A 21,938-nucleotide genomic window follows, 5' to 3' on the forward strand; every position below is an offset into this window, starting at 1 on the left:
AAAATCATTTGAATGATTTCTTCTTGGTCTACGTGCCATAAAATACTCCATATATTGATGTTTATAACATCATTTGAGGAGCAGAATATCACTTATAGGAGTTGTTCAAATTTACGGATCCATCTCTAGATTAACCCGTTAGGTCAGGTGGCCTAACTTAAATAAAAAAGTCTCCGACAAACCCGGTACGGTTCACTCTCTACTTACTACTCACAATCAACAATCTGAATCAGCATGCATATCGCCATACCCGACCTCGTGTCGGGTATGGCTTTTTATGCATTTCTTTTACAGAGATCAGAATTAATAAGGATAATTCCATGAATCAAATTGTACCTATTTCCCATCAGCCTACGACGGTAGGATCAAAGATCGTTGTCAATCCAACCGTCACCATCAAACGCTCAACAGCAGCCAAGCGACTAGTCAATACCAAAGGAATGGAATATCAGGACTGGCTTGAAGTTCGTAAACAAGGTATCGGTAGCAGTGATGCCGCGACTGCCTGTGGTCTTAATCCATATATGTCGATGCTGGAACTCTGGCTGATCAAAACCGGACGACAGGCTCAATCCATAGAAGATGAAAGCTCAGGTGTAGCACCACTGTACTGGGGCAAACAGCTCGAACCTTTAGTGGCTGAGTATTACAGCATGCACACCAATAATAAAGTTCGTCGAGTCAATGCGGTACTTCAGCATCCTGATCCCGATAAACACTTTATGTTAGCCAATCTGGATTACAGCGTGGTCGGCAGTGATGAAGTCCAAATTTTGGAATGCAAAACAGCAGGTGAGCATGGAGCAAAATTGTGGCGTAATGGTGTGCCTTTATATGTGCTTTGTCAGGTACAACATCAACTGGCGGTGACAGGAAAGCAGGCAGCACATGTTTGTGTCTTGATCTGTGGGCATGAAACCAAGATCTTCAAAGTGACACGGTCTGAATCAGTGATTGACCATATTGTCAAAGCAGAACGATATTTCTGGGAGTGTGTAGAAAAGGATATGCCGCCATCCGTGGATGCCAGTGAATCCGCAGCTAAAGCGATTCAACAACTCTATCCAGCGCATGTGCCTTTAACCGTAGAGGATCTCTCGCAAAATGAAAATGCCAATTTGATGTTCGACCAGCTCATCAAAATGAAAGAAGAGATTCAGCATAAGCAGGAACGCTTTGACCAGCTTAAACATGAAATCCAGATGATGATGCAAGACAAGGAAAGGGCGGTCTTTGCAAATGGCTCGGTAGTTTGGAAGAAAGCCAAGGATTCTATCAGCCTCAATACCAAAGCATTGCTTCAGCACCAACCTGAACTCATTGAGCTTTATCCACTTCAAAAGCAAGGCAGTCGTCGATTTAACATCTATACCGACTAAGTCCTATCTACAGCACCAAATCAAAAATTCACAAAAATCGCTCCCCGCTCTCTACCCTTCGGTAGAGAGCAAATCGGTCGCGATCTCTGTAGCACTTTATCTGGCTCTACATTCTTTGGGTAACTTATTTGGTCCTTGTTCCGACCTACATACATAGACCCAAATTTGTAAGGTAATACATTAAGGAATATCAACATGATTAAAGGTTTAGCAATTACTCCTCCAATACTCGGACGGATCAGTATCGGTCGTATGATCGAGAAGAATGGCAAACGCCTACCGGAAAAGGATGACCAGTTCACCATTACTTCCCAGATTCAAAGCAAAGAAGGCTGGGTTAAACATCCACTGGATGATCAGCTTCGAGCCAATACGCCTAATCAAAAGCTACGTTCAATCCCTGTCAGAATGATCTTTAATGATCCTGATTTAAACCTGCGTGCAGAATACAGCCTGTTTGACCGACAGACTGGAAGACCTATCTGTGTCGGTAATGGAGAAACCTGCCAGCGTTTAACCAATCAAGGCGTGGAGCAACTTCCCTGTCCATCCCCTGATTTATGTCCATTGGCTCAAGGAGGGAACTGCAAGCCCTACGGGCGTTTGCATGTGAACTTAGATGAATCGGATGAGTTTGGCACCTTCATCTTTAGAACCACGGGCTTTAACAGTATTCGGACTTTGGCTGCACGGCTGAGTTATTACCACGCAGCTTCAGGAGGCTTACTGTCTTGCCTGCCTTTGCAACTGACTTTAAGAGGAAAAAGCACCACACAAAGCTATCGGCAACCGGTGTACTACGTGGATCTGACTTTACGTGAGGGCATTAGTCTGAATGATGCGATTGCTCAAGCCAGGCAAATCGATGAACAGAGTAAACAAGCTGGGTTTTATCAGGAAGCTTTGGACTTTACGGCAAGGAAGGGTTTTGCCAATGCACGGTTTGAAACGGATATAGAGGAAGGGTTAGATGTACTGGAGGAGTACTATCCTGAACAAGAACAGAACCGGGCGGTGGAACAACAAGCTTCGCATGAAGGGTTTGTGCAGGATATTCAGCAGGGGTTGCAGCAATCAGTCAGACCCGTCAACTAGTCGATTCGTTGGAAAAGAGCAGCTTTCTAGGTTGCTCTTTTTTTTACGACAGTATTAGTCGTGGGAGTTGTCAAAGTACTACTTTAGCTATAGTTATCCCGTTAAAATGACAAGATTTAATTAATCTCTATTTTTTTGTTAAGTGCATGACTTTTAATAGGTCGCAGATATGCTAACTTAGCAACATTGTTTAACATTAAGTATAAAACCAAAGCGGTTATCATTGATTGAGGAAATGGAAATGAATTTATTGGAACAAAAATTTCTAAATGACTTAGATGACAAGCTTTGGAAAGCCGCCGACAAATTACGCAGCAGTCTAGATGCAGCCAACTATAAGCATATTGTTTTAGGACTGATTTTCTTAAAGTACGTATCAGATGCTTTTGATGAACGGCAATCTGAACTCAAAGAATTGTTTGCACAAAAAGACGATCACAATATCTATTACATGCCGCGCGATCAGTACGACAGTGAAGAAGAATACCAACAGGCTATTGCTGATGAACTAGAAATACTGGATTACTACCAAGAAAAAAACGTGTTTTGGGTGCCAAAAGCAGCACGTTGGTTAAGTATCCGCAATGCAGCAGCACAAGCGATTGGCTCTACCATCTGGCAGGATGAACAAGGGCAAGATGTCAAACTGCGTTCGGTATCATGGCTGATTGACAATGCCTTTGATGAAATTGAAAAAGCCAATCCAAAGCTTAAAGGTATCCTGAATCGCATTGGTCAGTACCAGCTGGACAATGACAAGCTGCTTGATCTGATCAACACCTTCTCTGACACCAGTTTTACCAAGCCTGAATATAATGGCGAAAAACTCAGTCTACACAGTAAAGATATTCTCGGGCATGTCTACGAATACTTTTTAGGACAGTTTGCTTTGGCTGAAGGCAAGCAAGGTGGGCAGTACTACACGCCTAAAAGTATCGTCACCTTAATTGTTGAAATGTTGCAGCCTTATAAAGGGCGGGTGTATGACCCAGCGATGGGTTCAGGCGGATTCTTTGTATCCAGTGAAAAGTTTATTGAACAACATGCTCAGGAAAAGCATTACAAAGCCTCCGAACAGAAAAAGCATATTTCTATTTATGGTCAGGAGAGTAACCCGACCACATGGAAACTGGCCGCCATGAACATGGCGATTCGCGGGATTGATTTTAATTTCGGTAAAAAGAATGCAGACAGCTTTTTAGAGGATCAGCATCCAGACTTACGTGCTGATTTTGTCATGGCTAACCCACCTTTTAATATCAAAGATTGGTGGCATGCTTCGCTAGAAAGTGATGTACGCTGGAAATACGGTACACCGCCACAAGGTAATGCCAACTTTGCTTGGATGCAGCACATGCTACATCATCTGTCACCAACAGGCAGCATGGCACTTTTACTTGCCAATGGTTCGATGAGTTCCAATACCAACAATGAAGGTGAAATCCGTAAGAACCTGATCGAAGCCGATCTGGTGGAATGCATTGTTGCATTACCGGGACAACTGTTTACCAACACGCAAATTCCGGCCTGTATCTGGTTTTTAACCAAGGACAAAAAGAACGGATTGTCTTTAGATAAAAAGAAAGCTAACCGTGAAGGCAAGACTCTGTTCATCGATGCCCGTAATTTGGGCTATATGAGAGATCGCGTACTGCGTGACTTTACCGATGCAGATATTGCTAAAATCACCAATGCTTTACATGCTTGGCAACAAGGCGAAAATTTTGAAGGCGAAGCGTATCAAGATGAGAAAGGTTTCTGTTTCTCTGCTGAGTTAAAGGATATTCAGAAGCACGACTACGTACTGACTCCGGGACGTTATGTCGGTGCAGTCGAGCAGGAGGATGATGGCGAGCCATTCGCTGAGAAAATGCTGCGTTTGACTGCTCAGCTCAAAGAACAATTTGCTGAAAGTGCAGTCTTGGAAAGTGAGATTAAAAAGAATCTAAAGGGCTTGGGTTATGAGTTCTGATCATCCTTTATTGCAAGAAATTCAGAAGGGTGAAAGTCAAACCCTTGAATTTAAAGAGCAGTTACCGAAAGGGCAACAGGTCGCAAAGACCCTGATTGCTTTTGCCAATACCAGTGGTGGTAAATTGGTAGTGGGTGTAAGTGATGATCGCCAACTCGTAGGTATTCAAGATGATATTTTTGAGTTGCAAGATCAGATCACTTCGATGATCAATGAACTGTGTATGCCGAACATTCTGCCGTATATCTATATCGAGAATATCCAAGGCATAGAGTTGCTGGTGATTGAAGTCAGCCGTGGTTCATTATTGCCTTATTATCTCAAGCCGCAAGGCAAGGCACAGGGGACCTATATCCGTCTAGGTGCAAGTAATCGTGTAGCATCGTCTGAGTATATCCAGCAACTTGAATTGCAACGTCTGAACCAGACTTTTGATGAGCAGCCGAATCCGCAATACAGTTTAGATGACATCGATTTACAGCCTTTAAAGCAAGCCTTTGCGGAGCTGGGCAAAGAACTGTCTTTGCAGAAAATGCGTAATCTTAAATTGATCATTCAGCAAAATGGACAGGATTACCCAAGTCATGGGTTACTCATTTTGTTGGGGCTTTATGAGCAGGTTGAGATTAAATGCAGCCGCTTTAAAGGCACCACCATGACTGTGTTTTTGGATAAAAAAGAATACCGTGGAGACTTATTTAGTCAGTTGAAGCAAACAGAGCAATTCATCAAAAACCATCTGCATCTACGTGCTGAAATTTTAGGGTTACAACGTACAGAAAGTTATGAAATTCCAATCCCTGCTATTCGTGAAGCCTTGGTGAATGCAGTGTTACATCGTGACTATAGCAATGCAGGGCGTGATATAAAGGTTGGCATTTATGATGACATCCTGAATATTGTATCGCCGGGTGGTTTGCCAAATGGACTGACTGAAGAAGATTTGGCACAAGGTCGTTCTGAGATTCGTAACCGTGTCTTGGCTCGTGTGTTTAAAGAATTGGGTTATATCGAGCAGTGGGGCAGTGGTATTGCCCGTATTAAAGATCTATGTTTGGAGGCAGGTAATGCCGAACCTCAATTGAAAGCACAAGGTGATTTTGTCGATTGGGAATTTTACCGTCCTTCGATTGAGCAATTAGGTGGCTCAATAGGTGGCTCAATAGGTGGCTCAATCAAAGAAACTATGCTGACAGATCGTCAAAAAGAGATTTTAATTTTAATTCAACAGAACCCGAAAATTTCCTATCGTGCTATGGCGGAGCAGCTCAGTATTAATGAGTCAGCAGTGAAAAAGCATTTGAATCATTTAAAAGATGCAGGTTGGCTTGAGCGTATTGGTGGAACAAGGGGCTATTGGGCGATTAAGCAAGAATTTTGGGTAGGAATGTGATGTTAAATAATAAAGTTCGTTTGGGAGACCTAATAGAGGTACTTACCGATTATCATGCTAATGGTGCTTATAAAAAGCTTAAGGAAAATGTAGAACTATTAGATGATGAAGATTATGCCCTAATGGTAAGGACAACTAATTTTGAAAATAATGATTTTCATGATTCTGTAAAATATATTAGTGAACATGCATATAACTTTCTTGAAAAATCCAAGGTTTATCCAAATGACTTAATTATGAATAAAATTGCAAATGCTGGCTCAATATACTTAATGCCTGATTTGCAACGACCTGTATCATTGGCTATGAATTTATTTTTAATCAGGGTTAATGAAAAGTTAGCTAATCCCATCTATGTATATTTATATTTAAAAATTAATGAGCAGTATGTAAAGCAGTTTGCTAATGGATCTGTCACAAAGACCATTACTAAAGAAGCAGTTAGAAATCTAGAAATATTTCTTCCTTCTCGTGAAGAGCAAGATATTGTTGTTGAACAATATCTCTCATTAGACAATAAAATTAACTTAAACTTAAAAATAAATCAAAAACTAGAATCTATTACTCAAGCAATTTTTAAAAGTTGGTTTATTGATTTTGATGTTGTTCGTGCCAAAATTCAGGCAAAGCAAGAAGGCAAAGATTCTGAACTTGCTGCTATGTGTGTTATTAGCGGCAAAAGCGAAGAAGAGCTTCAGCAAATGCCTGAAGAAGATTTTGCTGAGTTACAAGCAACTGCAGCACTGTTTCCTGATGAGTTGGTTGAGAGTGAGTTAGGGGAAGTGCCAGCGGGGTGGGAGAAAATTCCTTTCGATCAAATTGCCAAAGCGAAAAAAGGTAAAAATATTACAAAAAAAAATACATCTTCAGGGAATATCCCAGTGGTTGCTGGTGGTTTAAAACCTGCATATTTTCATAATGAATATAATGTCGAAGGCCCAGTGGTTACCATTAGTGCTTCTGGAGCGAATGCTGGATATGTTAATTTGTATCAACAAAATATATGGGCATCTGATTGTTCGTTTATTAGTAAGGACGAAACTACATCTATCTATACTATATATACATTTTTAAAAATTAAGCAAAATGAAATAACTAAGATGCAGCAAGGAGCAGCCCAACCACATGTTTACCCTAAAGATTTGAAAAGGCTTATCTTCCCTAAAATCCCTGGTTGTTTAATCTTGAAGTTTGAAGAATTTTCTCAAAAAATTTTCAGTAAAATTCATGTTAATGATCTAGAGAATAATGCTTTAAATTCAATTAAGGAAATTATTTTACCTAAGTTTTTTTCTGGTGAAGTAGTTATCCATAAGAGAGCGGAATTGGAATAAGTTATGAAGCAATATAGGGAATATGAGTGGGGTAGAATTCCTGAATGGAATGAAAATAGTATCAAAGATAGTTTTATTTTAATGAACGATCAGATTAATGGTCGTATTCCTGTAACAAAGTTAGAGCATTGGAGCGACTTCACTTCATTTTTGGAATCAGAATTTTGTAATCGTAAAAGAGTTGAGCTAGTTTTTCGTGGGCATAGACGTTATGACTGGGGGCTAACACCAACTTTAGCTAGGTTTAATGAGCAAAATATCATCGATGAGGGGTTGGCTGAGGAGCAGTTGAGACTTTTTCGTAAAGCTATACGAGGCAGAATTTCCGATCACTCTTTGTTTAACAGTGATGATAAGCGAGAGGATGATGAGTTGTGGGCAATTGGACAGCATTATGGATTAAAAACTCCATTGTTGGATTGGACTTATTCACCTTACGTCGCCTTATTTTTTGCCTTCGCTAAGGCAGATGAAGCTGAGGAAACAGATAATCCTTATAGAGCTATTTATATTCTAAATAAAACGGCTATCTCAGATGATGATTACTTTAGCGATATTCGAGTACTAGAACCTCGAAAAGATGATCATGGACGTTTAGTCAATCAAGCAGGGCTTTTTACATTTTCGCCTTATGGAGCAACAATAGAAAATAAGTTGATCGAAGTTCTTGGAAGCGAAGAGTATCCAGATGCAGAACTAAGGAATGCTTCACAAGATGAGGGAGAAGAGTCTGCTATTTTAGCTAAGTATATTTGTAAAGTCTTTATCAAGAATGTTCAGCAAAAAGAATGCTTAAAGTTTTTGAGACGTATGAATGTTCATCATGCAAGTTTGTTTCCTGATCTTATTGGTGCTGCAGATTATTCAAATATTCTAATTGAAGAGTGGGAGCAAAATAGAAAGGATAAACAAGCTATTATCTTACAACCTGAACCAATAATTATTGCCCCACCAAGTATCGATACTGAGATTGTTGTACCTAAGCCAAGTCTTGAGTCACAGGATGTGGCACCGATCCTTGAATTATTGATTAATTCTTTACAGCAAGAAGAAACTTTAGAAAAGGATTTAATAAATAGGATTGCTTCCGAGATAGCAAAAATCATTACAGAGTATAAAGAAGTTGATTTTGAAGAAAGAGATGATCTTGCCTTAGAGTTGCAAGCAAAGCTCCGTTTAGTTTTGAGGAGGTTGAACTATCCTGAAACTCATAGGGAAGTAGTTATTGATAATATTTTTGATTTTGTGATACAGGGGGAATCTTAACCATGAATGAAACACAACTAGAAAATTTATGTTTAGATTGGTTTTCTGAAAATGGTTGGGAAGTCGTTCATGGTATTGATATTGCGCCCGACAGCAGTAATCCCCTACGCAAAGACTATAAACAAGTCTTAATTGAATCAGACTTACATGCTGCATTTGAACGATTAAATCCACACTTGCCTACGAGCTGTTTTGAGCAGGTTTGGCAAAAACTGAGCAAGCCTGAAAGTTTGGATCTCGTCACCAATAACCGTGCCTTCCACCGTATGTTGTTGGAAGGTGTGCCTGTCACCTATAAGAAACAGGACGATTGGTTACATGATCATGCCTTCTTGGTGGACTTTAATCATGTGCATCAAAACCGTTTTGTTGCGGTCAATCAATTTACGATTCTAGGCACTAAACAACCTCGACGCCCAGACATCATCTGTTTTATCAATGGTATTCCGTTTGCCGTGTTAGAGCTAAAAAGCCCAACCGATGAAAATGCAGATATCTGGGATGCCTTTAACCAGCTACAAACTTACAAAGAAGAAATCTCGGATCTGTTTGTTTTTAATGAAGCCTTGGTAGTGAGTGATGGCGTAACAGCACGTGTCGGTTCACTGACGGCGAATCAGGAACGCTTTTTACCGTGGCGTACCATCAAGAATGAAGATGATAAACCTGCTTTAGAATGGGAGTTAGAGACAGTTATTCGAGGCTTCTTTGATCGAGAATTGTTCCTAGATTACATTCGATTCTTTGTGTTGTTTGAAACAGATGGCGAAAAGACCATTAAGAAAATTGCAGGCTATCATCAGTTCCATGCGGTTAGGGAAGCCGTACAAGCGACCATTGCAGCAGCCAATCCGAATGGGGATAAGAAAGCAGGCGTTGTTTGGCATACCCAAGGCTCGGGTAAAAGTATCTCCATGTGCTGCTATGCAGGCAAGCTATTACAGCAGCCTGCCATGCACAACCCAACCTTGTTAATCGTCACTGACCGTAATGACTTAGATGGACAGTTGTTTGAAACCTTTAGCAATGCTCAAGATTTATTAAAACAAACGCCAGTTCAAGCCAATAACCGTGATGAGCTGAGAAAGTTTTTAGCTGAACGTGAGTCAGGTGGCATCATCTTTACCACAGTGCAAAAGTTTGCATTACTGGAAGGTGAGAGTGAGCATCCATTATTGAATGGACGCCACAATATTGTGGTGATGTCAGATGAAGCACATCGTAGCCAATATGGTTTGAAAGCAAAACTAGGTAATGATGGCACGTACAAGTTTGGCTATGCCAAGCACATGCGAGATGCTTTAAAGAATGCTGCTTTTATTGGCTTTACTGGAACCCCGATTTCGAGTGAAGATAAAGACACCCGAGCTGTCTTTGGTGATTATGTTTCCATCTATGATATTCAGGATGCCGTCGATGATGGTGCAACCGTCCCAATCTACTACGAGTCACGCTTGGCAAAGCTAGATATTAATCAGGCTGAAATCGAAGAGCTATCTGATCAAGTCGATGAGGTTGTAGAAGATGAAGAAGATGTTGGTAACCGAGAAAAGACTAAAAGTGAGTGGAGCCGACTAGAAAAGCTGCTGGGTGCCACACCACGGCTGAAACAGATTGCTGCGGATTTAGTCGCACACTTTGAAGCTCGTACTGAAGCGACGGCGGGTAAAGGTATGATTGTGACCATGAGCCGAGAGATCTGTGTCCACCTTTACAATGAGATTATTGCCTTACGTCCAGATTGGCATGACCCTGATCCTGAAAAAGGCAAAATCAAAATTGTGATGACGGGTTCAGCTTCAGATAAACCATTATTACAGCCGCATATCTACAATAAGCAAACTAAAAAACGCCTTGAGAAACGCTTTAAGGACGTAAACGATCCTTTGCAATTAGTGATTGTCAGAGATATGTGGCTTACAGGTTTTGATGCACCATGCACGCATACCATGTATATCGACAAACCGATGAAGGGGCACAACCTCATGCAGGCCATTGCACGTGTGAACCGTGTCTTTAAAGATAAGCAGGGTGGACTAGTTGTCGACTATATCGGCATTGCTAATGAATTGAAGCAAGCCTTAAAAACCTATACTGATGCCAAAGGGAAAGGTGAGCCGACTTTACGTGCAGAAGAAGCCTATGCAGTTCTCGCTGAAAAGATGGATGCAATACGAGGAATGTTTGCCAAAACCAATGAACAGGTAGGCATTGATTTAAGTGCTTATGAAACTCAGGCACACCGACTGATTATCCCCGCAGCCAACTATGTGCTGAGCTTGAAGGATGGTAAAAAGCGTTTTCTTGATTTAGTCTTGGCAATCAATAAAGCCTTCTCTTTATGCAGCACCTTGGATGAAGCGAAGAACCTGCACAAAGAAATTGCCTTTTACTCAGCCATTAAAGCGGTTATTAGCAAGCATACCTCTGTAGATCGTAAACTGTCGCAAGCGGAAAAGGACAGTACGCTAAAACAGATTCTGGATAATGCTGTCATTGCTGATGGTGTAACAGATGTCTTTGCAATGTGTGGTTTAGATAAACCTAATATTGGCTTGCTTTCAGATGAGTTCTTAGAAGATGTACGGCAGATGCCATACCGTAACTTGGCAGTTGAACTGTTGGAAAAGTTACTCAATGATGGCATTAAGGCAAAGACTAGAAACAATGTAGTACAGGAAAAACGCTTCTCTGACCGTTTGCAGGAAACCTTGAGGAAATACAATAACCGAGCGATTGAAACGTCTCAGGTCATTGAAGAACTCATTCAAATGGCAAAAGAGTTTCAGGCAGAAATGCAGCGTGAAGCTTCACTTGGCTTGAATCCAGATGAAATCGCCTTCTACGATGCCTTAGCCAATAATGAAAGTGCGGTCAGAGAGCTTGGAGACGATACGCTGAAGCAGATCGCCCGCGAAATTACCGAGAAGTTGCGGAAATCAACGACAGTTGATTGGCAGGTTCGGGATAGTGTGCGTGCTCAGCTGAAAATATTAGTACGTCGTACTTTGCAGCGTTGGAAGTATCCACCTGACAAGGCAGCTGAGGCGATTGAGTTGGTGATGAAGCAGGCGGAGACTTTGTCGAATGCTTGGACGTGTGCTTAACTAATAATTCGATTGAACAATTGGTAAGCATTTGACTTACCAATTGTTTTTACACCAAATTTACGCCATTAAAATTTATAATAATAGTAAATCATTGTTTTTAAAAAATAATATTTATTTGTTTGTCCAATCCATCATCGGGGCCACGGAAATTCTTGGCAGTTGGATATTTTCAAGCGTATTTACATTTGACATTCAACAGCAAACCTTGCAACGACGGGAAACAAAACTGAGGCGCTATTCGCACAAATCGGGCAGCACAAGGCAGAGGGTTTTACTCACATCCACTGGGCGTGCAGGGGCGAGATAGTAGCACAAAATCCGGCTGACGAAAAAAGATTGTTGTTGGCTGTCCGCAGGCGTGCGGGTGAATATCCATATTTTAGCCTGCTGTTATTTTAACTGTTATATTGTTAAAATATAAATTATAATTATTGATATTAAGTTTAAGTTATTTTATAAATTAAATGAATACTCCCGAAAATGATCTTTAAATTCAATTAGAATATATAATCAAAATACATATATAATCTTCCCAGCTAGAATAAAAATAATAAAATTAATTCACTGGAAAAATTGACAATCAATTCACAAATTATAGTTATTCTTTGATTTGTTTAAAAAAATATGTAATTCCAATGTAACAAGAAGCATTTTTCTTGCAAAATACCTATTAAATACTACATAAAATTACGCAAAATCCTTCAATATTACTATATTCAGAATAATAAATGGATGATCGTATGCCTCAGTATATTAAACTTGCTGAAATAATATATAGAAATGTCGAGCAAAATAAGGACTTTAGAGGAGATATTATCAATGATTTAAATATGTTAATGATTGAGCTGCGTGCTGAAATCAAAAAAACACGTCTTAAATTATTGGTCAATTGCATCGACTTTAATGAGCTGATGGTCAACCCTTTATATGCCAACGAGCTGAAACTGGACTTGAGCATTGTGCCGAAAAGCAGCAATAAAGAAGAGTTTATACTCTGGTTGGCGACATTTATTCAGAAAATTACCGTTGATGAAGATCAGCCGAAGACCCCAAAGGGAAAGAAGATCAAAGTGCCCTTAATGAGCTTAGAACCGCTGGATATTGCAGCCCCTCCACAGATCTCGAGTGACAAGGAGCTGGAGCGGTATCAAACGGCGCAGATTGCAGATTAAGGTGAGAGGAAAGCACTATGTACATCAAGTTTTAATCTGAATCTCATCCATCTATTCAAACAAAAGGGGAGCCATTGGCTTCCCTTTTGTTGATTCAGCTTGTATGAGTTCAGAACAATTAAGCCGGAATAGATTCTGCAATGGCTTCACGTGCCCAGACCCGGTTGTGACGAATCGCTTCTTTAAAGCCTTCCGCCACATTCTGGAAACTGGCATCGCTAAATACGCCTTCATCTGCCGGCAATCGCAGATGCTCCAGCAGCTCGGCTTTATCGCCTAACAGTACCACCGGTTTTAAATGCTTATAGGCTTCAATCACATAATGGCAGGCCACCCCATCGCGCTTAAAGGCATCCAGATTGTTGCCATCCAGCACAATCACTGCATCATACAGCACTGAAGGTTCGGCCTGCTGCATCCCATCAGATGGAATCATGTCATCTTCAATGGTGGTGGTTGGGGCAGGGGTGGGCGTCAGAAAATCCAGCATCACATTTTCTTTTAAGGCCCATTGATGAATCGGCTCAATATTGTCGGTGGCGGCATGAGGATGCACCAGTACCGCGATTTTACGGCCTTCAATATTCGGCGGTAAAAATGCCGTCATGGATAACTTGGCTGAGGTTTTTTCCTCGGGTAGATCAGGCGGCAGCTGGCTTTCATCTAGTGCAATGCCGAGTTTATCGGCGACCATTTTGGCCAGATTGGCATCAATATTGGCCAGCATATTGTGCACCACACGCTCACGGATAGGTTTGCGCTGCACTTTACTCAGCTCAAAGACATAGGCATCGACCACGTGTTTCTGTTCAGGCAGGCTCAGGCTTTTGAAATACAGACGCACCTGCGAAAAGTGATCGCTAAAGGATGGACTGCGCTGACGGATTTTATGCCCGTCAATGCGTTCCTGATAGCTTTCAAAACCGCCACCTTTGGCTGCGGGTGGGGTTTCTCGTGGCCAGTCATTGTCAATCGAGTTGGGCTGATACGCCGCCTGACCGCGATGAACCCGGCTCTGATGGATGCCATCGCGCTGGTTATTGTGAAACGGACACACCGCCTGGTTAATCGGCAGCTGATGGAAGTTCGGACCCCCTAAACGGCTGAGCTGGGTATCGGTATAGGAGAAAATCCGCGCCTGCAGCAGTGGATCATTGGTGAAGTCGATTCCCGGCACAATATGCGCCGGACAGAAGGCGACCTGTTCGGTTTCATCAAAGAAATTGTCAATATTGCGGTTGAGCACCATCCGGCCAATCGGAATGACCGGCACCAGTTCTTCCGGAATCAGCTTGGTCGGATCAAGCAGGTCGAAGTCAAAGCTCATTTCATCTTCCTGCTCCACAATCTGCACACCCAGTTCCCATTCCGGATAGAAACCGTTCTCGATGGCCTGATACAAATCGCGGCGATGATAATCCGGGTCTTTCCCGGCAATTTTCTGTGCTTCATCCCAGACCAAGGCGGCCATACCCTGTTTCGGGGTCCAGTGGAATTTCACAAACACCGATTTGTTTTCGGCATTAATAAAGCGGTAGGTATGTACGCCAAAGCCCTGCATACTACGGAAGTTTTTTGGAATACCACGGTCGGAAATGGCCCAGATCACCGCATGTGAGCTTTCTGGCACCAGCGAAACAAAGTCCCAGAAGGTGTCATGTGCACTGGCACCGGTTGGAATTTCGGTATCCGGTTCCGGTTTTAAGGCATGCACAAAATCCGGGAATTTCATGCCATCCTGAATAAAGAACACCGGGGCATTGTTGCAGACCATGTCATAAATGCCTTCCTGGGTATAGAACTTGATGGCAAAGCCGCGAATATCGCGTACCGTATCTGCCGAGCCGCGCGGCCCTTGTACGGTCGAGAAGCGTACAAAGACTGGCGTTTTATGTTCTGGGGTAGTTAGAAAATGGGCTTTGGTATATTTTTCATTGCCTGGATAGGCTTCAAAATAACCATGCGCACCGGTGCCACGCGCATGCACAATACGCTCCGGAATCCGTTCATGGTCAAAGTGGGTCATTTTTTCATGAAAAATAAAATCTTCGAGCAGGGTGGCCCCGCGAATGCCAGCTCTGAGGCTGTTCTGGTTATCGGCAATTTTAACGCCCTGATTGGTGGTGAGCGCCTGTTGTGTCGCATCACTGCGATACGGGTCTAATTGAACGGATTTATCATTACTGTTCTGTCGGTTTGCCGCATCTGCGCCGGCCATTTCACTCGGTTGTTGATCTTTTTTCATTGTTGCTGTTCTCCGTAATTAACTTTTATGATGCATTGGGTCGAGCGCCTGCGACAGCGCCGGGAAAAGGGCCTGGCTGTATTGCTGGGTACACCAGCGTCCGGCATCGCTGGCAGATTTATGCGGGGCCAAATAAGGCAATAGCTGCCGGATTTTGTCGTCAAAAGATGAGGCCTGGGCGTATTTGAGCTGAATTTCTTCCAGCTCCAGCTCGGCCATATAATTAAAGTGGTCGCTGGTTTTAAAATGGTCCGACGTGCTTTGCAGCGCAGATGGGGCAGGATGCTGTACTGCGGCATCTCCCAGAATCCAGTCATAAATAAACTGCTGTTCGGTACGGTTAAACAGCCCGAACATCTGGCTTTCCTGCTGATGAATCAGACGCCAGAATTTACTCTGCTCCGGGTCCTGACCTAAACGGATCCAGTCGGTTTCCAGCAGCTGCTGGATAAAACCATCCACGCCTTCGACGGTTTCCAGCCATTGGTTGATGCTGCGGTTGGTAAAAATACATTTATTGTCATGAATGAATTTGCCCATCAGGGCTTTATGCTGGAAAATTTTCTGGATAATGTCGTGCAGATGCAGCCGCTGCAGGATTTTTTCTTCGTTCATGCCTTGCTGGCTTAAGGCATAGCCCAGCTGAATCAGGCGCAGATATTGAGCCTGCTGTTTTTCGTCCGGGGCCAGACTGGCAATGGCATGTAGCACAGGCGTATGCCGTGATGTTGAACGCTGCTGTGGCTGAAAACAGCGGGTGTGAATACCGAGTTCTTTTAGTTCATGCGCAATGATCAGCTGATGCAGCGAGCACAGGTGTTTGCCAATATGAAACCCTAAGGTCAAAGGCATGAAATCGGTAGGGCAGTACGCCAGTGCCAGCTGAATTGCAGCCTGATGAAAATAGCCATCTTCCAGACCGAGTATAAAGTTATCTAGCTGCAGGGTTTCAAGCAGTGCATTGAACTGATACAGCAGATGCTGCTGCGTGTGACCATAGGCCAGAGCTTGCAGATACAGCTGAATCAGCTCGGTATAGCGCCGGTCATCCCAGTGCTGGCTAAAACTGTAGAGCCAGGCTGCCTGCGCACGCTGGGTCGGGGCAATCTTGATCAGAAACTCATAAGCATCGGACAGGCAGTGAAAATATTCGCGTGGCTGTCCCCAGGCACGGCGCTTTAAATAATATTCAAATTCGAGCTGGGCTTGCTGTTCATGTTGGATCATCCAGTGCTCCAGCTGATCCAGCTGGCGAGGGAAATCGGGTAGGGCCAACGGCAGGGTTTCAATTTCATGTTTTAAACTGAACAGGGCTTTTTGTTGTTTGGCGGTGGGAGCAATATCGGCATCTAAATAAAAGGACACCAGATCAAAATAGGTTTCAGGCACATCATTGAGTATGTCTAATAATCTTTGTTTGACGACCGTTGGCATTATTCTGCTCCATGATTTAACCCTAGAAAACAGTAATCTAGTTGGCTGTAAACTTAAGCCTGAGTTGTGTGGCTTCATGTAAAGTATGTATATGGGCAATTAACCTATAGGTATAAAAATCAGAGGGTTATATTTTTAGTTTTAAAAAAATAAATGAAATGTTACTTTTCAGAAAAAAGCACTGAAAAAGAGCTATGTTTAAATCGGAAGGAATAATTATATTCAGGATGGGTATAAATGAATAAATGCTGCCAGTTACTTGCCAAAAAGAAATTAAAAGTCACCTTTATTGAAAGTGCTTCGGCAGGGTATCTGGCCTATCGTTTTTCATTAAATAAAAATTCAGGCGATATTTTAAATGGCAGCCTGGTCTGTTATGACGCCAATTTAAAAGTCAGTATTTTAAAAATTTCAAAGAAATTCCTGGAGAAATACTCTCCTGAATCTGCCGAAGTGACAGAACAGCTGGTTTTAAAAGCCAAACAGATCATTGATTCTGATATTTTTGTTGGTTGTACCGGTTTATTAAAACGTGGTGGCTCTGAAACTAAGGAAAAACCGGTCGGAACATTTTTTTACTGTATTTCGTATCAGAATAAACTGCATCATTATCGCTGTGTATTTAATGGCACCAAAAAGAAAAAACTGGAACAGCTGTCGCGGGCAATTAGTCAGAGTATTATTGAAGTAGTCAAGCAAAAATAATAGGAATATATAAATCAAATAGACAACCCAAAATAGAAAATCTGCAGAGATAAAACCCTTAGATATAAAAAAGTTATAGGTCATAATGACCTATAACTCTGAACCGTATTAGAACCAGACTGAGGGTAATCTAGTTTCTATCCCAAGCATCTTTAATCGCATGCTTGGCCTGTTCCCATTTTAAGCGAGAATCTGCTTTAAACTCTTCCCAGCGCTGTTTCAGGTCGCCTTCAGAACTTTCAAAGTCGCGATCTGTGCCATATTCACTACGGGCGCGCGTACCGAGATCATAAGCAGAAGATAAGTCCCGATCATAATCGATATCTGGAATATCTCTTTTAAAATCATTGTAGTAAGGGCGGTCTGCATAGTTGTCACGCCAGTACCCATGTGGATCATTTGCATTGTTGACCATGATCATCTCCTTCGATTATTTATAATAAAAATAAGTGAAAAACAAAAAATGGTTTTACATATCTTCATCATCTAAGAGATTGTTTTGCTGCTGCGCATTCTGGTTATGGCGTTGTTGACCATATTGCTGCGGTTGTTGCTGTTGCTGCTGGCGGTTTTGTTGCTGGCCAGGCTGATCCTGTTGCTGTTGTTGGCGCAGCTGATCCTGTTGCTGATCATTTTGCTGGCGCTGTTGCTGGTTTTGTTGTTGCTGCTGGTTGCCCTGATGTTGAGGCTGTTGCTGCTGTTGATCTTGCTGGCGTTGCTGATTGCCTTGTTGCTGGTTATTTTGCTGTTGTTGAGGTTGCTGTTGCTGCAGACGGTCTTGTTGCTGCTGCTGATTGCCTTGCTGTTGAGGCTGCTGTTGCTGTTGGTTTGAACCATTGTTTTGATTTTGCATTTGAACACCTCTTTTATAGATATCGACGCTATCGCTAGCGCGCTGAAATCATCTGAGAAAAACAGATAGCTTCTTTTTAACATGAAACATCTCATGAAAAACCCTGGCTCTGTTACATCTTATTTAGTTGTAAGCGGTGATTTTAAGCCGGAATTTTTAATTGGCTGTCCTACATAGGATTTTTAAGAATGTAATCTTTTGTGTAATTACATTTTTCGTGATTTTATATATAACTTTACATTTCTTTATTCTCATAGATAGTTTGATAAAATGTGTTTTAAATATATTTTAAGCTTTCAGATTTTTATTTATTTTATTTAAATAAAAGGAAAATACTCAGATTTATTTTTGCTGGAAAATAGATGGGTAATAAATAAATTGAAAGATCAAAAGGTTGAGAGAAAATAGAAAAACTATTACATTGATGCAGTAAGACAAGAAAAAGGATAACAAAGATGCTGGTGGTTGAGGAAATTTACCGCAGTAAAAAGAATGAAAATTCGGTGCATTTTAATCTGAAAATACAGCGCAGCCTGAGCTGGTTTAAAAAAGCCCTGAGTCTGGATCAGGAGCTGGATTTTAAATTTATGAGTTTATGGATTGCCTTTCAGGCCATTTACCGTGAAGATGCGGCCAGTCCACCCGCTGCGCAGTTACAGCAGTTTTTTCAGCTTCTGCACCAGCAGGATGAAACCCGAAAAATTGATTATGTGTTATGGGAAAAATACCAGCAGCAGATTCAGGCTCTGTTGGCACACCCGTATACCCATCCGGAATTTTGGGCCTATCAGCATTTACAGCTCACACGCGATGAATGGCAGCAGCGCGCTGCACAAGAGCAGCTTGATCTGCAACAGACCTTGCAAAATAAACAGTCGGTGGCTTTGCTGATGGCGGTATTTAAACGCTTTGACAGTCTGCGTCACCAGTTTGCCAGCGGCGGTGCCAACTATAACAGCCTGTTAAACCGTGACATTCTGGCTGGGGCAACCAGTATATTTGCTGCCTTAATTCCATCCTTTATTCAGATTCTGCTGGAATATCCGGCCAGTATTGATTCGGCCCAGCCGCATTATCCGATGGTGCAGGTGTCTTAAACCTGCCTGCACGATTTATACAGTTTTAAGCCAGTTGCTGGCGGCGCAGATGTTGCTGATCTAACCAGGCAAAACAGGCCGAGCAGAGCACCAGGGTTAAACCAACCAGACAGCTCATGTTCCAGCCGCCATGATGCCAGGCGTAAATGCCCAGTGCAGAACCGCAGGCGCCGCCAATAAAATAGCTGGTCATATAGACTGCATTCAGGCGTGATTTGGCATCGGGGCGTAAATGGAAAATCACGTTCTGGTTACTGGTATGCACACTGGCCAGTCCCAGGTTAATTAGGCCAAAACCAATAATATAGCTCCATAAATACTGCGCGCCGAAATACAGGAAACTCCAGCTGACCGCCAATAAAGAGAGTCCGGCCCAGGTGATCAGTTTGCCATGACCCCGGTCGGCAATTTTGCCAATTTTTTTGGTAGAGAGTGCGCCAAATACCCCAATTAAGGTGACTAAACCGACTGCGACATCTGGCAGGCCAAAAGAGGAGCCAAGTAACACCGCAATGGTGGAAAACAGCACGCTCATGGCGGCAAAGGCACTGGCACCAATCAGGGCGCGATAGACCAGCCGTTTTTCCTGGCGGATCAGTTGCAGCATCGAATGCAGGATTTTGCCATAGGCCATACGCACCGTCGGAATATGTGGCAAGCGTTTTTTCAGAATAATCGCCAGTCCCATCATCAACACGCCACTGATGATATAAATCAGCTGCCAGCCATATAAATTGGACAACAGTCCGGCCAGACTGGTCGACAGTAAAATCCCGACCAGTAAACCACTCATCAGTAGTCCGACCACTTCGCCCATTTTATCCGGCTTGACCGACATGGTGGCAAACGGAATCAGAATCTGCGCGGCCACGGAAAATAGTCCGGTCATGATGGTGCCAATCCAGAGCATTGGCAGATTCACTGAAAAAGCACATAGAAACAGGCCAAACGCGGCCAGAAACATCAGCAGTGGAATGAATTTGGTTTTATTGACGGTATCGCCAACCGGCACAATAAATAACAGCCCCAGCGCATAGGACACCTGGGCAAACGTCACCGTGAGCGCGACTTGGGATTCCGGCACCTGAAAATAAGTATGAATCGAGTTAATCAGCGGCTGGCAATAATAGTTGGCCCCTGCACATAGACCACAAGCCAGCGCCATAAGCCAGAGCAGGGTTTTATCCTGACTAATATCGGGAGAGGTATTCATACAAGGTCCAGTTCAGGTTAATTCATTCAATCGCATCTTCGGCAATACTGAGCATGACGGCCAAAGACCACCATTTGCAACATCCTTTTTGCATGTGCAAGACACATGCACAGCAGTCCGGAACAGGCTGAGCTGACTGATCATGGGATCAGGTCATCAGCTTTTTCTTGGACAAGCTAATCATCATTACCCCAATGATATTGAGGGCACAACCCAGCCATTGCCAGGCATTTAAATATTCATCTAAAAACAGAGTGGCCAGCACAATGGTCAGAATCGGGCCGATAGAAGCGATCATGGCCGAATGAGCGGCTCCCAGGCGTTCGATACTTTGCATTAATAAAATGGTTGGTAACACCGTGACCAGAATGCCCAGCCCAATGCCATAGGCATAGACGCTGCCCGGCAATTGACTCAGCCGTTGCAGCGGCTCTGGTACGGCCAGCAGATAATGCAGCAAGGTGCCGAAACAGGCCACACTCAGCGCCAGGCCAGTAAAATTCCAGCCGCCAAATTTCTGGATCAGCCGCGGCGTCACCAGCAAATAGGCAGCAAAAGCCACTGCACTGGCAAATACCAGACTGGTACCAAGCCAGAAGGAATGGCCATCTGGCATGTTTTGCTGTTCCTGTAGCATCACCAGCACCGTTCCGCCATAACTGAGCAGCAAGGCCAGTATCGTTTTCAGGCTTAAGCGCTGCTTGTAAATTAGGCTGCTGGCTAGAACGGTTAAGGTGGGATACAGAAACAGGATAATCCGTTCCAGTGAGGCGCTAATAAACATGAGCCCCAGAAAGTCGAGCCAGCTGGCAAAATAATAGCCGAGCAGCCCGGCAGCCACGAGCAGTATCCATTCGCGCAGCTGAATCTGGGTATTGCGATGCCGGTTAAACCAGCAGATCAGCAGGAAAAACGGCAGTGCGCTGGCCATCCGTAGGGTCATTAAGGTGGTGGCATCCACCAGAGGTGAAAGTGCGTAGGCTTGCTTGATAAAAATAGCTTTGGTGCTAAATAAAAAGGCCGCGCATAGTGCAAACAGTGAACCTAACTGCGTTCTGGTCAAGGAAATGGACATATTCAGAGCAATTTAATCAAGAGGGCAGGTGTCACCAGATTTTCATGCGTTGAGTATAAGCTGTCTGCTCGAAGAAATGAATGTGTAAAGATAGGCTTTATTCTCATTTTATGAAAATTTTAAGATGGTTTATTTCAGGCAAAGCTCTATTGAAGCCTTGCGGGCAGTTATTGCACAAAAATAGTGCAAAATACGCAAATTTAAGCAGTTGTGCTGCTTTATTCATCATCAGGCAAAATGATCAATAAAAAAACTTTTAATTTTTTATCGCGCTTTCACCGTCAGATGTATCGGTTGAGGCCAGATCAGCGGGCAGGAAATCATTTAGCCAATCGGTGCATTTGCCGCAGGATTTACTTTTCTGCCCGAACATTGGGCAGTTTTGACCAATTTCTCCCGGATTCTTCTGTGATTAAGATGTCATTTCAGTCAATCATGAACTGGATGTTCATTTTTTGCTGCGAAAAAGCCGTTCATTATTGGTATTTATCAGCCTGTTGTAAGCCGGCACTACACGATAAGATTTGTCAAAACAATCAATTTTAAGGAAAGAAAAAACAAAACAGGACGCAATTCGCTGTAAAAAGTCAGGAGC

Annotated in this window: 16 protein-coding genes; 10 read left to right on the forward strand and 6 right to left on the reverse strand. The window is 42.8% G+C overall.

Annotation, left to right across the window (positions count from 1 at the left end):
- The first annotated feature begins 320 nt into the window (after nucleotides 1-320).
- The 8 genes from FTT63_RS08690 (at nucleotide 321) to FTT63_RS08725 (ending at nucleotide 12,721) form a co-directional block, all read left to right on the forward strand.
- Nucleotides 321-1,379 (forward strand): YqaJ viral recombinase family protein, encoded by a 1,059-nt coding sequence (locus FTT63_RS08690; RefSeq protein ID WP_180192172.1) that lies wholly within the window; start codon nucleotides 321-323, stop codon nucleotides 1,377-1,379.
- 195 nt (nucleotides 1,380-1,574) lie between these two features.
- The gene (locus tag FTT63_RS08695) at nucleotides 1,575-2,474 is read left to right on the forward strand and encodes a hydrolase or metal-binding protein (protein WP_127801482.1); all 900 of its coding nucleotides are present in this window, start codon (nucleotides 1,575-1,577) and stop codon (nucleotides 2,472-2,474) included.
- Between the two features lie 241 nt (nucleotides 2,475-2,715).
- Nucleotides 2,716-4,446, forward strand: coding sequence for a class I SAM-dependent DNA methyltransferase (locus tag FTT63_RS08700; RefSeq protein ID WP_180192173.1), 1,731 nt, complete (start codon nucleotides 2,716-2,718; stop codon nucleotides 4,444-4,446).
- Complete coding sequence (locus FTT63_RS08705) at nucleotides 4,436-5,839, forward strand: helix-turn-helix domain-containing protein (RefSeq protein ID WP_180192174.1); 1,404 nt, start codon at nucleotides 4,436-4,438, stop codon at nucleotides 5,837-5,839. The genes FTT63_RS08700 and FTT63_RS08705 overlap by 11 nt, the downstream gene beginning before the upstream one ends.
- Nucleotides 5,839-7,173: a restriction endonuclease subunit S gene (locus tag FTT63_RS08710; protein WP_180192175.1), complete on the forward strand. Its 1,335-nt coding sequence runs from the start codon at nucleotides 5,839-5,841 to the stop codon at nucleotides 7,171-7,173. The genes FTT63_RS08705 and FTT63_RS08710 overlap by 1 nt, the downstream gene beginning before the upstream one ends.
- Before the next feature lie 3 nt (nucleotides 7,174-7,176).
- Nucleotides 7,177-8,439 carry an FRG domain-containing protein gene (locus FTT63_RS08715; protein ID WP_180192176.1) on the forward strand — a complete coding sequence of 421 codons (1,263 nt, stop codon included), beginning with the start codon at nucleotides 7,177-7,179 and terminating at the stop codon, nucleotides 8,437-8,439.
- Between the two features lie 2 nt (nucleotides 8,440-8,441).
- Nucleotides 8,442-11,546, forward strand: a complete 3,105-nt coding sequence (locus FTT63_RS08720; protein WP_180192177.1) for a type I restriction endonuclease subunit R — start codon at nucleotides 8,442-8,444, stop codon at nucleotides 11,544-11,546.
- Between the two features lie 743 nt (nucleotides 11,547-12,289).
- A complete protein-coding gene (locus FTT63_RS08725; RefSeq protein WP_168417105.1) occupies nucleotides 12,290-12,721 on the forward strand; it encodes a hypothetical protein in 432 nt (143 codons plus the stop codon).
- A 118-nt stretch (nucleotides 12,722-12,839) separates the two neighbouring features.
- Here FTT63_RS08725 and katE read toward each other — a convergent pair whose 3' ends face one another.
- Both katE and FTT63_RS08735 read right to left on the reverse strand, forming a co-directional pair.
- Nucleotides 12,840-14,966, reverse strand: a complete 2,127-nt coding sequence (gene katE, locus FTT63_RS08730; protein WP_168369996.1) for a catalase HPII — start codon at nucleotides 14,964-14,966, stop codon at nucleotides 12,840-12,842.
- Nucleotides 14,967-14,984: 18 nt separating this feature from the next.
- Nucleotides 14,985-16,400 carry a hypothetical protein gene (locus FTT63_RS08735; RefSeq protein WP_180192178.1) on the reverse strand — a complete coding sequence of 472 codons (1,416 nt, stop codon included), beginning with the start codon at nucleotides 16,398-16,400 and terminating at the stop codon, nucleotides 14,985-14,987.
- A gap of 237 nt (nucleotides 16,401-16,637) precedes the next feature.
- Here FTT63_RS08735 and FTT63_RS08740 point away from each other — a divergent pair, with 237 nt between their 5' ends.
- Complete coding sequence (locus FTT63_RS08740) at nucleotides 16,638-17,105, forward strand: CinA family protein (RefSeq protein WP_160242814.1); 468 nt, start codon at nucleotides 16,638-16,640, stop codon at nucleotides 17,103-17,105.
- Nucleotides 17,106-17,235: 130 nt separating this feature from the next.
- Here FTT63_RS08740 and FTT63_RS08745 read toward each other — a convergent pair whose 3' ends face one another.
- Nucleotides 17,236-17,520, reverse strand: coding sequence for a hypothetical protein (locus FTT63_RS08745; protein ID WP_016658607.1), 285 nt, complete (start codon nucleotides 17,518-17,520; stop codon nucleotides 17,236-17,238).
- Nucleotides 17,521-17,574: 54 nt separating this feature from the next.
- Nucleotides 17,575-17,958: a hypothetical protein gene (locus tag FTT63_RS08750; protein ID WP_177156038.1), complete on the reverse strand. Its 384-nt coding sequence runs from the start codon at nucleotides 17,956-17,958 to the stop codon at nucleotides 17,575-17,577.
- 455 nt (nucleotides 17,959-18,413) lie between these two features.
- Between FTT63_RS08750 and FTT63_RS08755 the strand changes: the two genes are divergently transcribed.
- Nucleotides 18,414-19,055 (forward strand): hypothetical protein, encoded by a 642-nt coding sequence (locus FTT63_RS08755; RefSeq protein WP_177156037.1) that lies wholly within the window; start codon nucleotides 18,414-18,416, stop codon nucleotides 19,053-19,055.
- A gap of 25 nt (nucleotides 19,056-19,080) precedes the next feature.
- Here the strand turns inward: FTT63_RS08755 and FTT63_RS08760 are convergent, their stop codons facing one another.
- Both FTT63_RS08760 and FTT63_RS08765 read right to left on the reverse strand, forming a co-directional pair.
- Nucleotides 19,081-20,268: an MFS transporter gene (locus tag FTT63_RS08760; protein ID WP_180192179.1), complete on the reverse strand. Its 1,188-nt coding sequence runs from the start codon at nucleotides 20,266-20,268 to the stop codon at nucleotides 19,081-19,083.
- Between the two features lie 148 nt (nucleotides 20,269-20,416).
- On the reverse strand, nucleotides 20,417-21,343 hold the full coding sequence (locus tag FTT63_RS08765) for a DMT family transporter (protein WP_180192180.1): 927 nt from the start codon (nucleotides 21,341-21,343) through the stop codon (nucleotides 20,417-20,419).
- Nucleotides 21,344-21,938: the final 595 nt, after the last annotated feature.

Source organism: Acinetobacter sp. C15, from assembly GCF_013420645.1.
Lineage (GTDB): Bacteria > Pseudomonadota > Gammaproteobacteria > Pseudomonadales > Moraxellaceae > Acinetobacter > Acinetobacter indicus.

Coding starts and splice junctions, on each gene's coding strand:
- FTT63_RS08690 (WP_180192172.1), top strand. CDS start 321: ATGAATCAAATTGTACCTATTTCCCATCAGCCTACGACGGTAGGATCA.
- FTT63_RS08695 (WP_127801482.1), top strand. CDS start 1,575: ATGATTAAAGGTTTAGCAATTACTCCTCCAATACTCGGACGGATCAGT.
- FTT63_RS08700 (WP_180192173.1), top strand. CDS start 2,716: ATGAATTTATTGGAACAAAAATTTCTAAATGACTTAGATGACAAGCTT.
- FTT63_RS08705 (WP_180192174.1), top strand. CDS start 4,436: ATGAGTTCTGATCATCCTTTATTGCAAGAAATTCAGAAGGGTGAAAGT.
- FTT63_RS08710 (WP_180192175.1), top strand. CDS start 5,839: ATGTTAAATAATAAAGTTCGTTTGGGAGACCTAATAGAGGTACTTACC.
- FTT63_RS08715 (WP_180192176.1), top strand. CDS start 7,177: ATGAAGCAATATAGGGAATATGAGTGGGGTAGAATTCCTGAATGGAAT.
- FTT63_RS08720 (WP_180192177.1), top strand. CDS start 8,442: ATGAATGAAACACAACTAGAAAATTTATGTTTAGATTGGTTTTCTGAA.
- FTT63_RS08725 (WP_168417105.1), top strand. CDS start 12,290: ATGCCTCAGTATATTAAACTTGCTGAAATAATATATAGAAATGTCGAG.
- katE (WP_168369996.1), bottom strand. CDS start 14,966: ATGAAAAAAGATCAACAACCGAGTGAAATGGCCGGCGCAGATGCGGCA.
- FTT63_RS08735 (WP_180192178.1), bottom strand. CDS start 16,400: ATGCCAACGGTCGTCAAACAAAGATTATTAGACATACTCAATGATGTG.
- FTT63_RS08740 (WP_160242814.1), top strand. CDS start 16,638: ATGAATAAATGCTGCCAGTTACTTGCCAAAAAGAAATTAAAAGTCACC.
- FTT63_RS08745 (WP_016658607.1), bottom strand. CDS start 17,520: ATGGTCAACAATGCAAATGATCCACATGGGTACTGGCGTGACAACTAT.
- FTT63_RS08750 (WP_177156038.1), bottom strand. CDS start 17,958: ATGCAAAATCAAAACAATGGTTCAAACCAACAGCAACAGCAGCCTCAA.
- FTT63_RS08755 (WP_177156037.1), top strand. CDS start 18,414: ATGCTGGTGGTTGAGGAAATTTACCGCAGTAAAAAGAATGAAAATTCG.
- FTT63_RS08760 (WP_180192179.1), bottom strand. CDS start 20,268: ATGAATACCTCTCCCGATATTAGTCAGGATAAAACCCTGCTCTGGCTT.
- FTT63_RS08765 (WP_180192180.1), bottom strand. CDS start 21,343: ATGTCCATTTCCTTGACCAGAACGCAGTTAGGTTCACTGTTTGCACTA.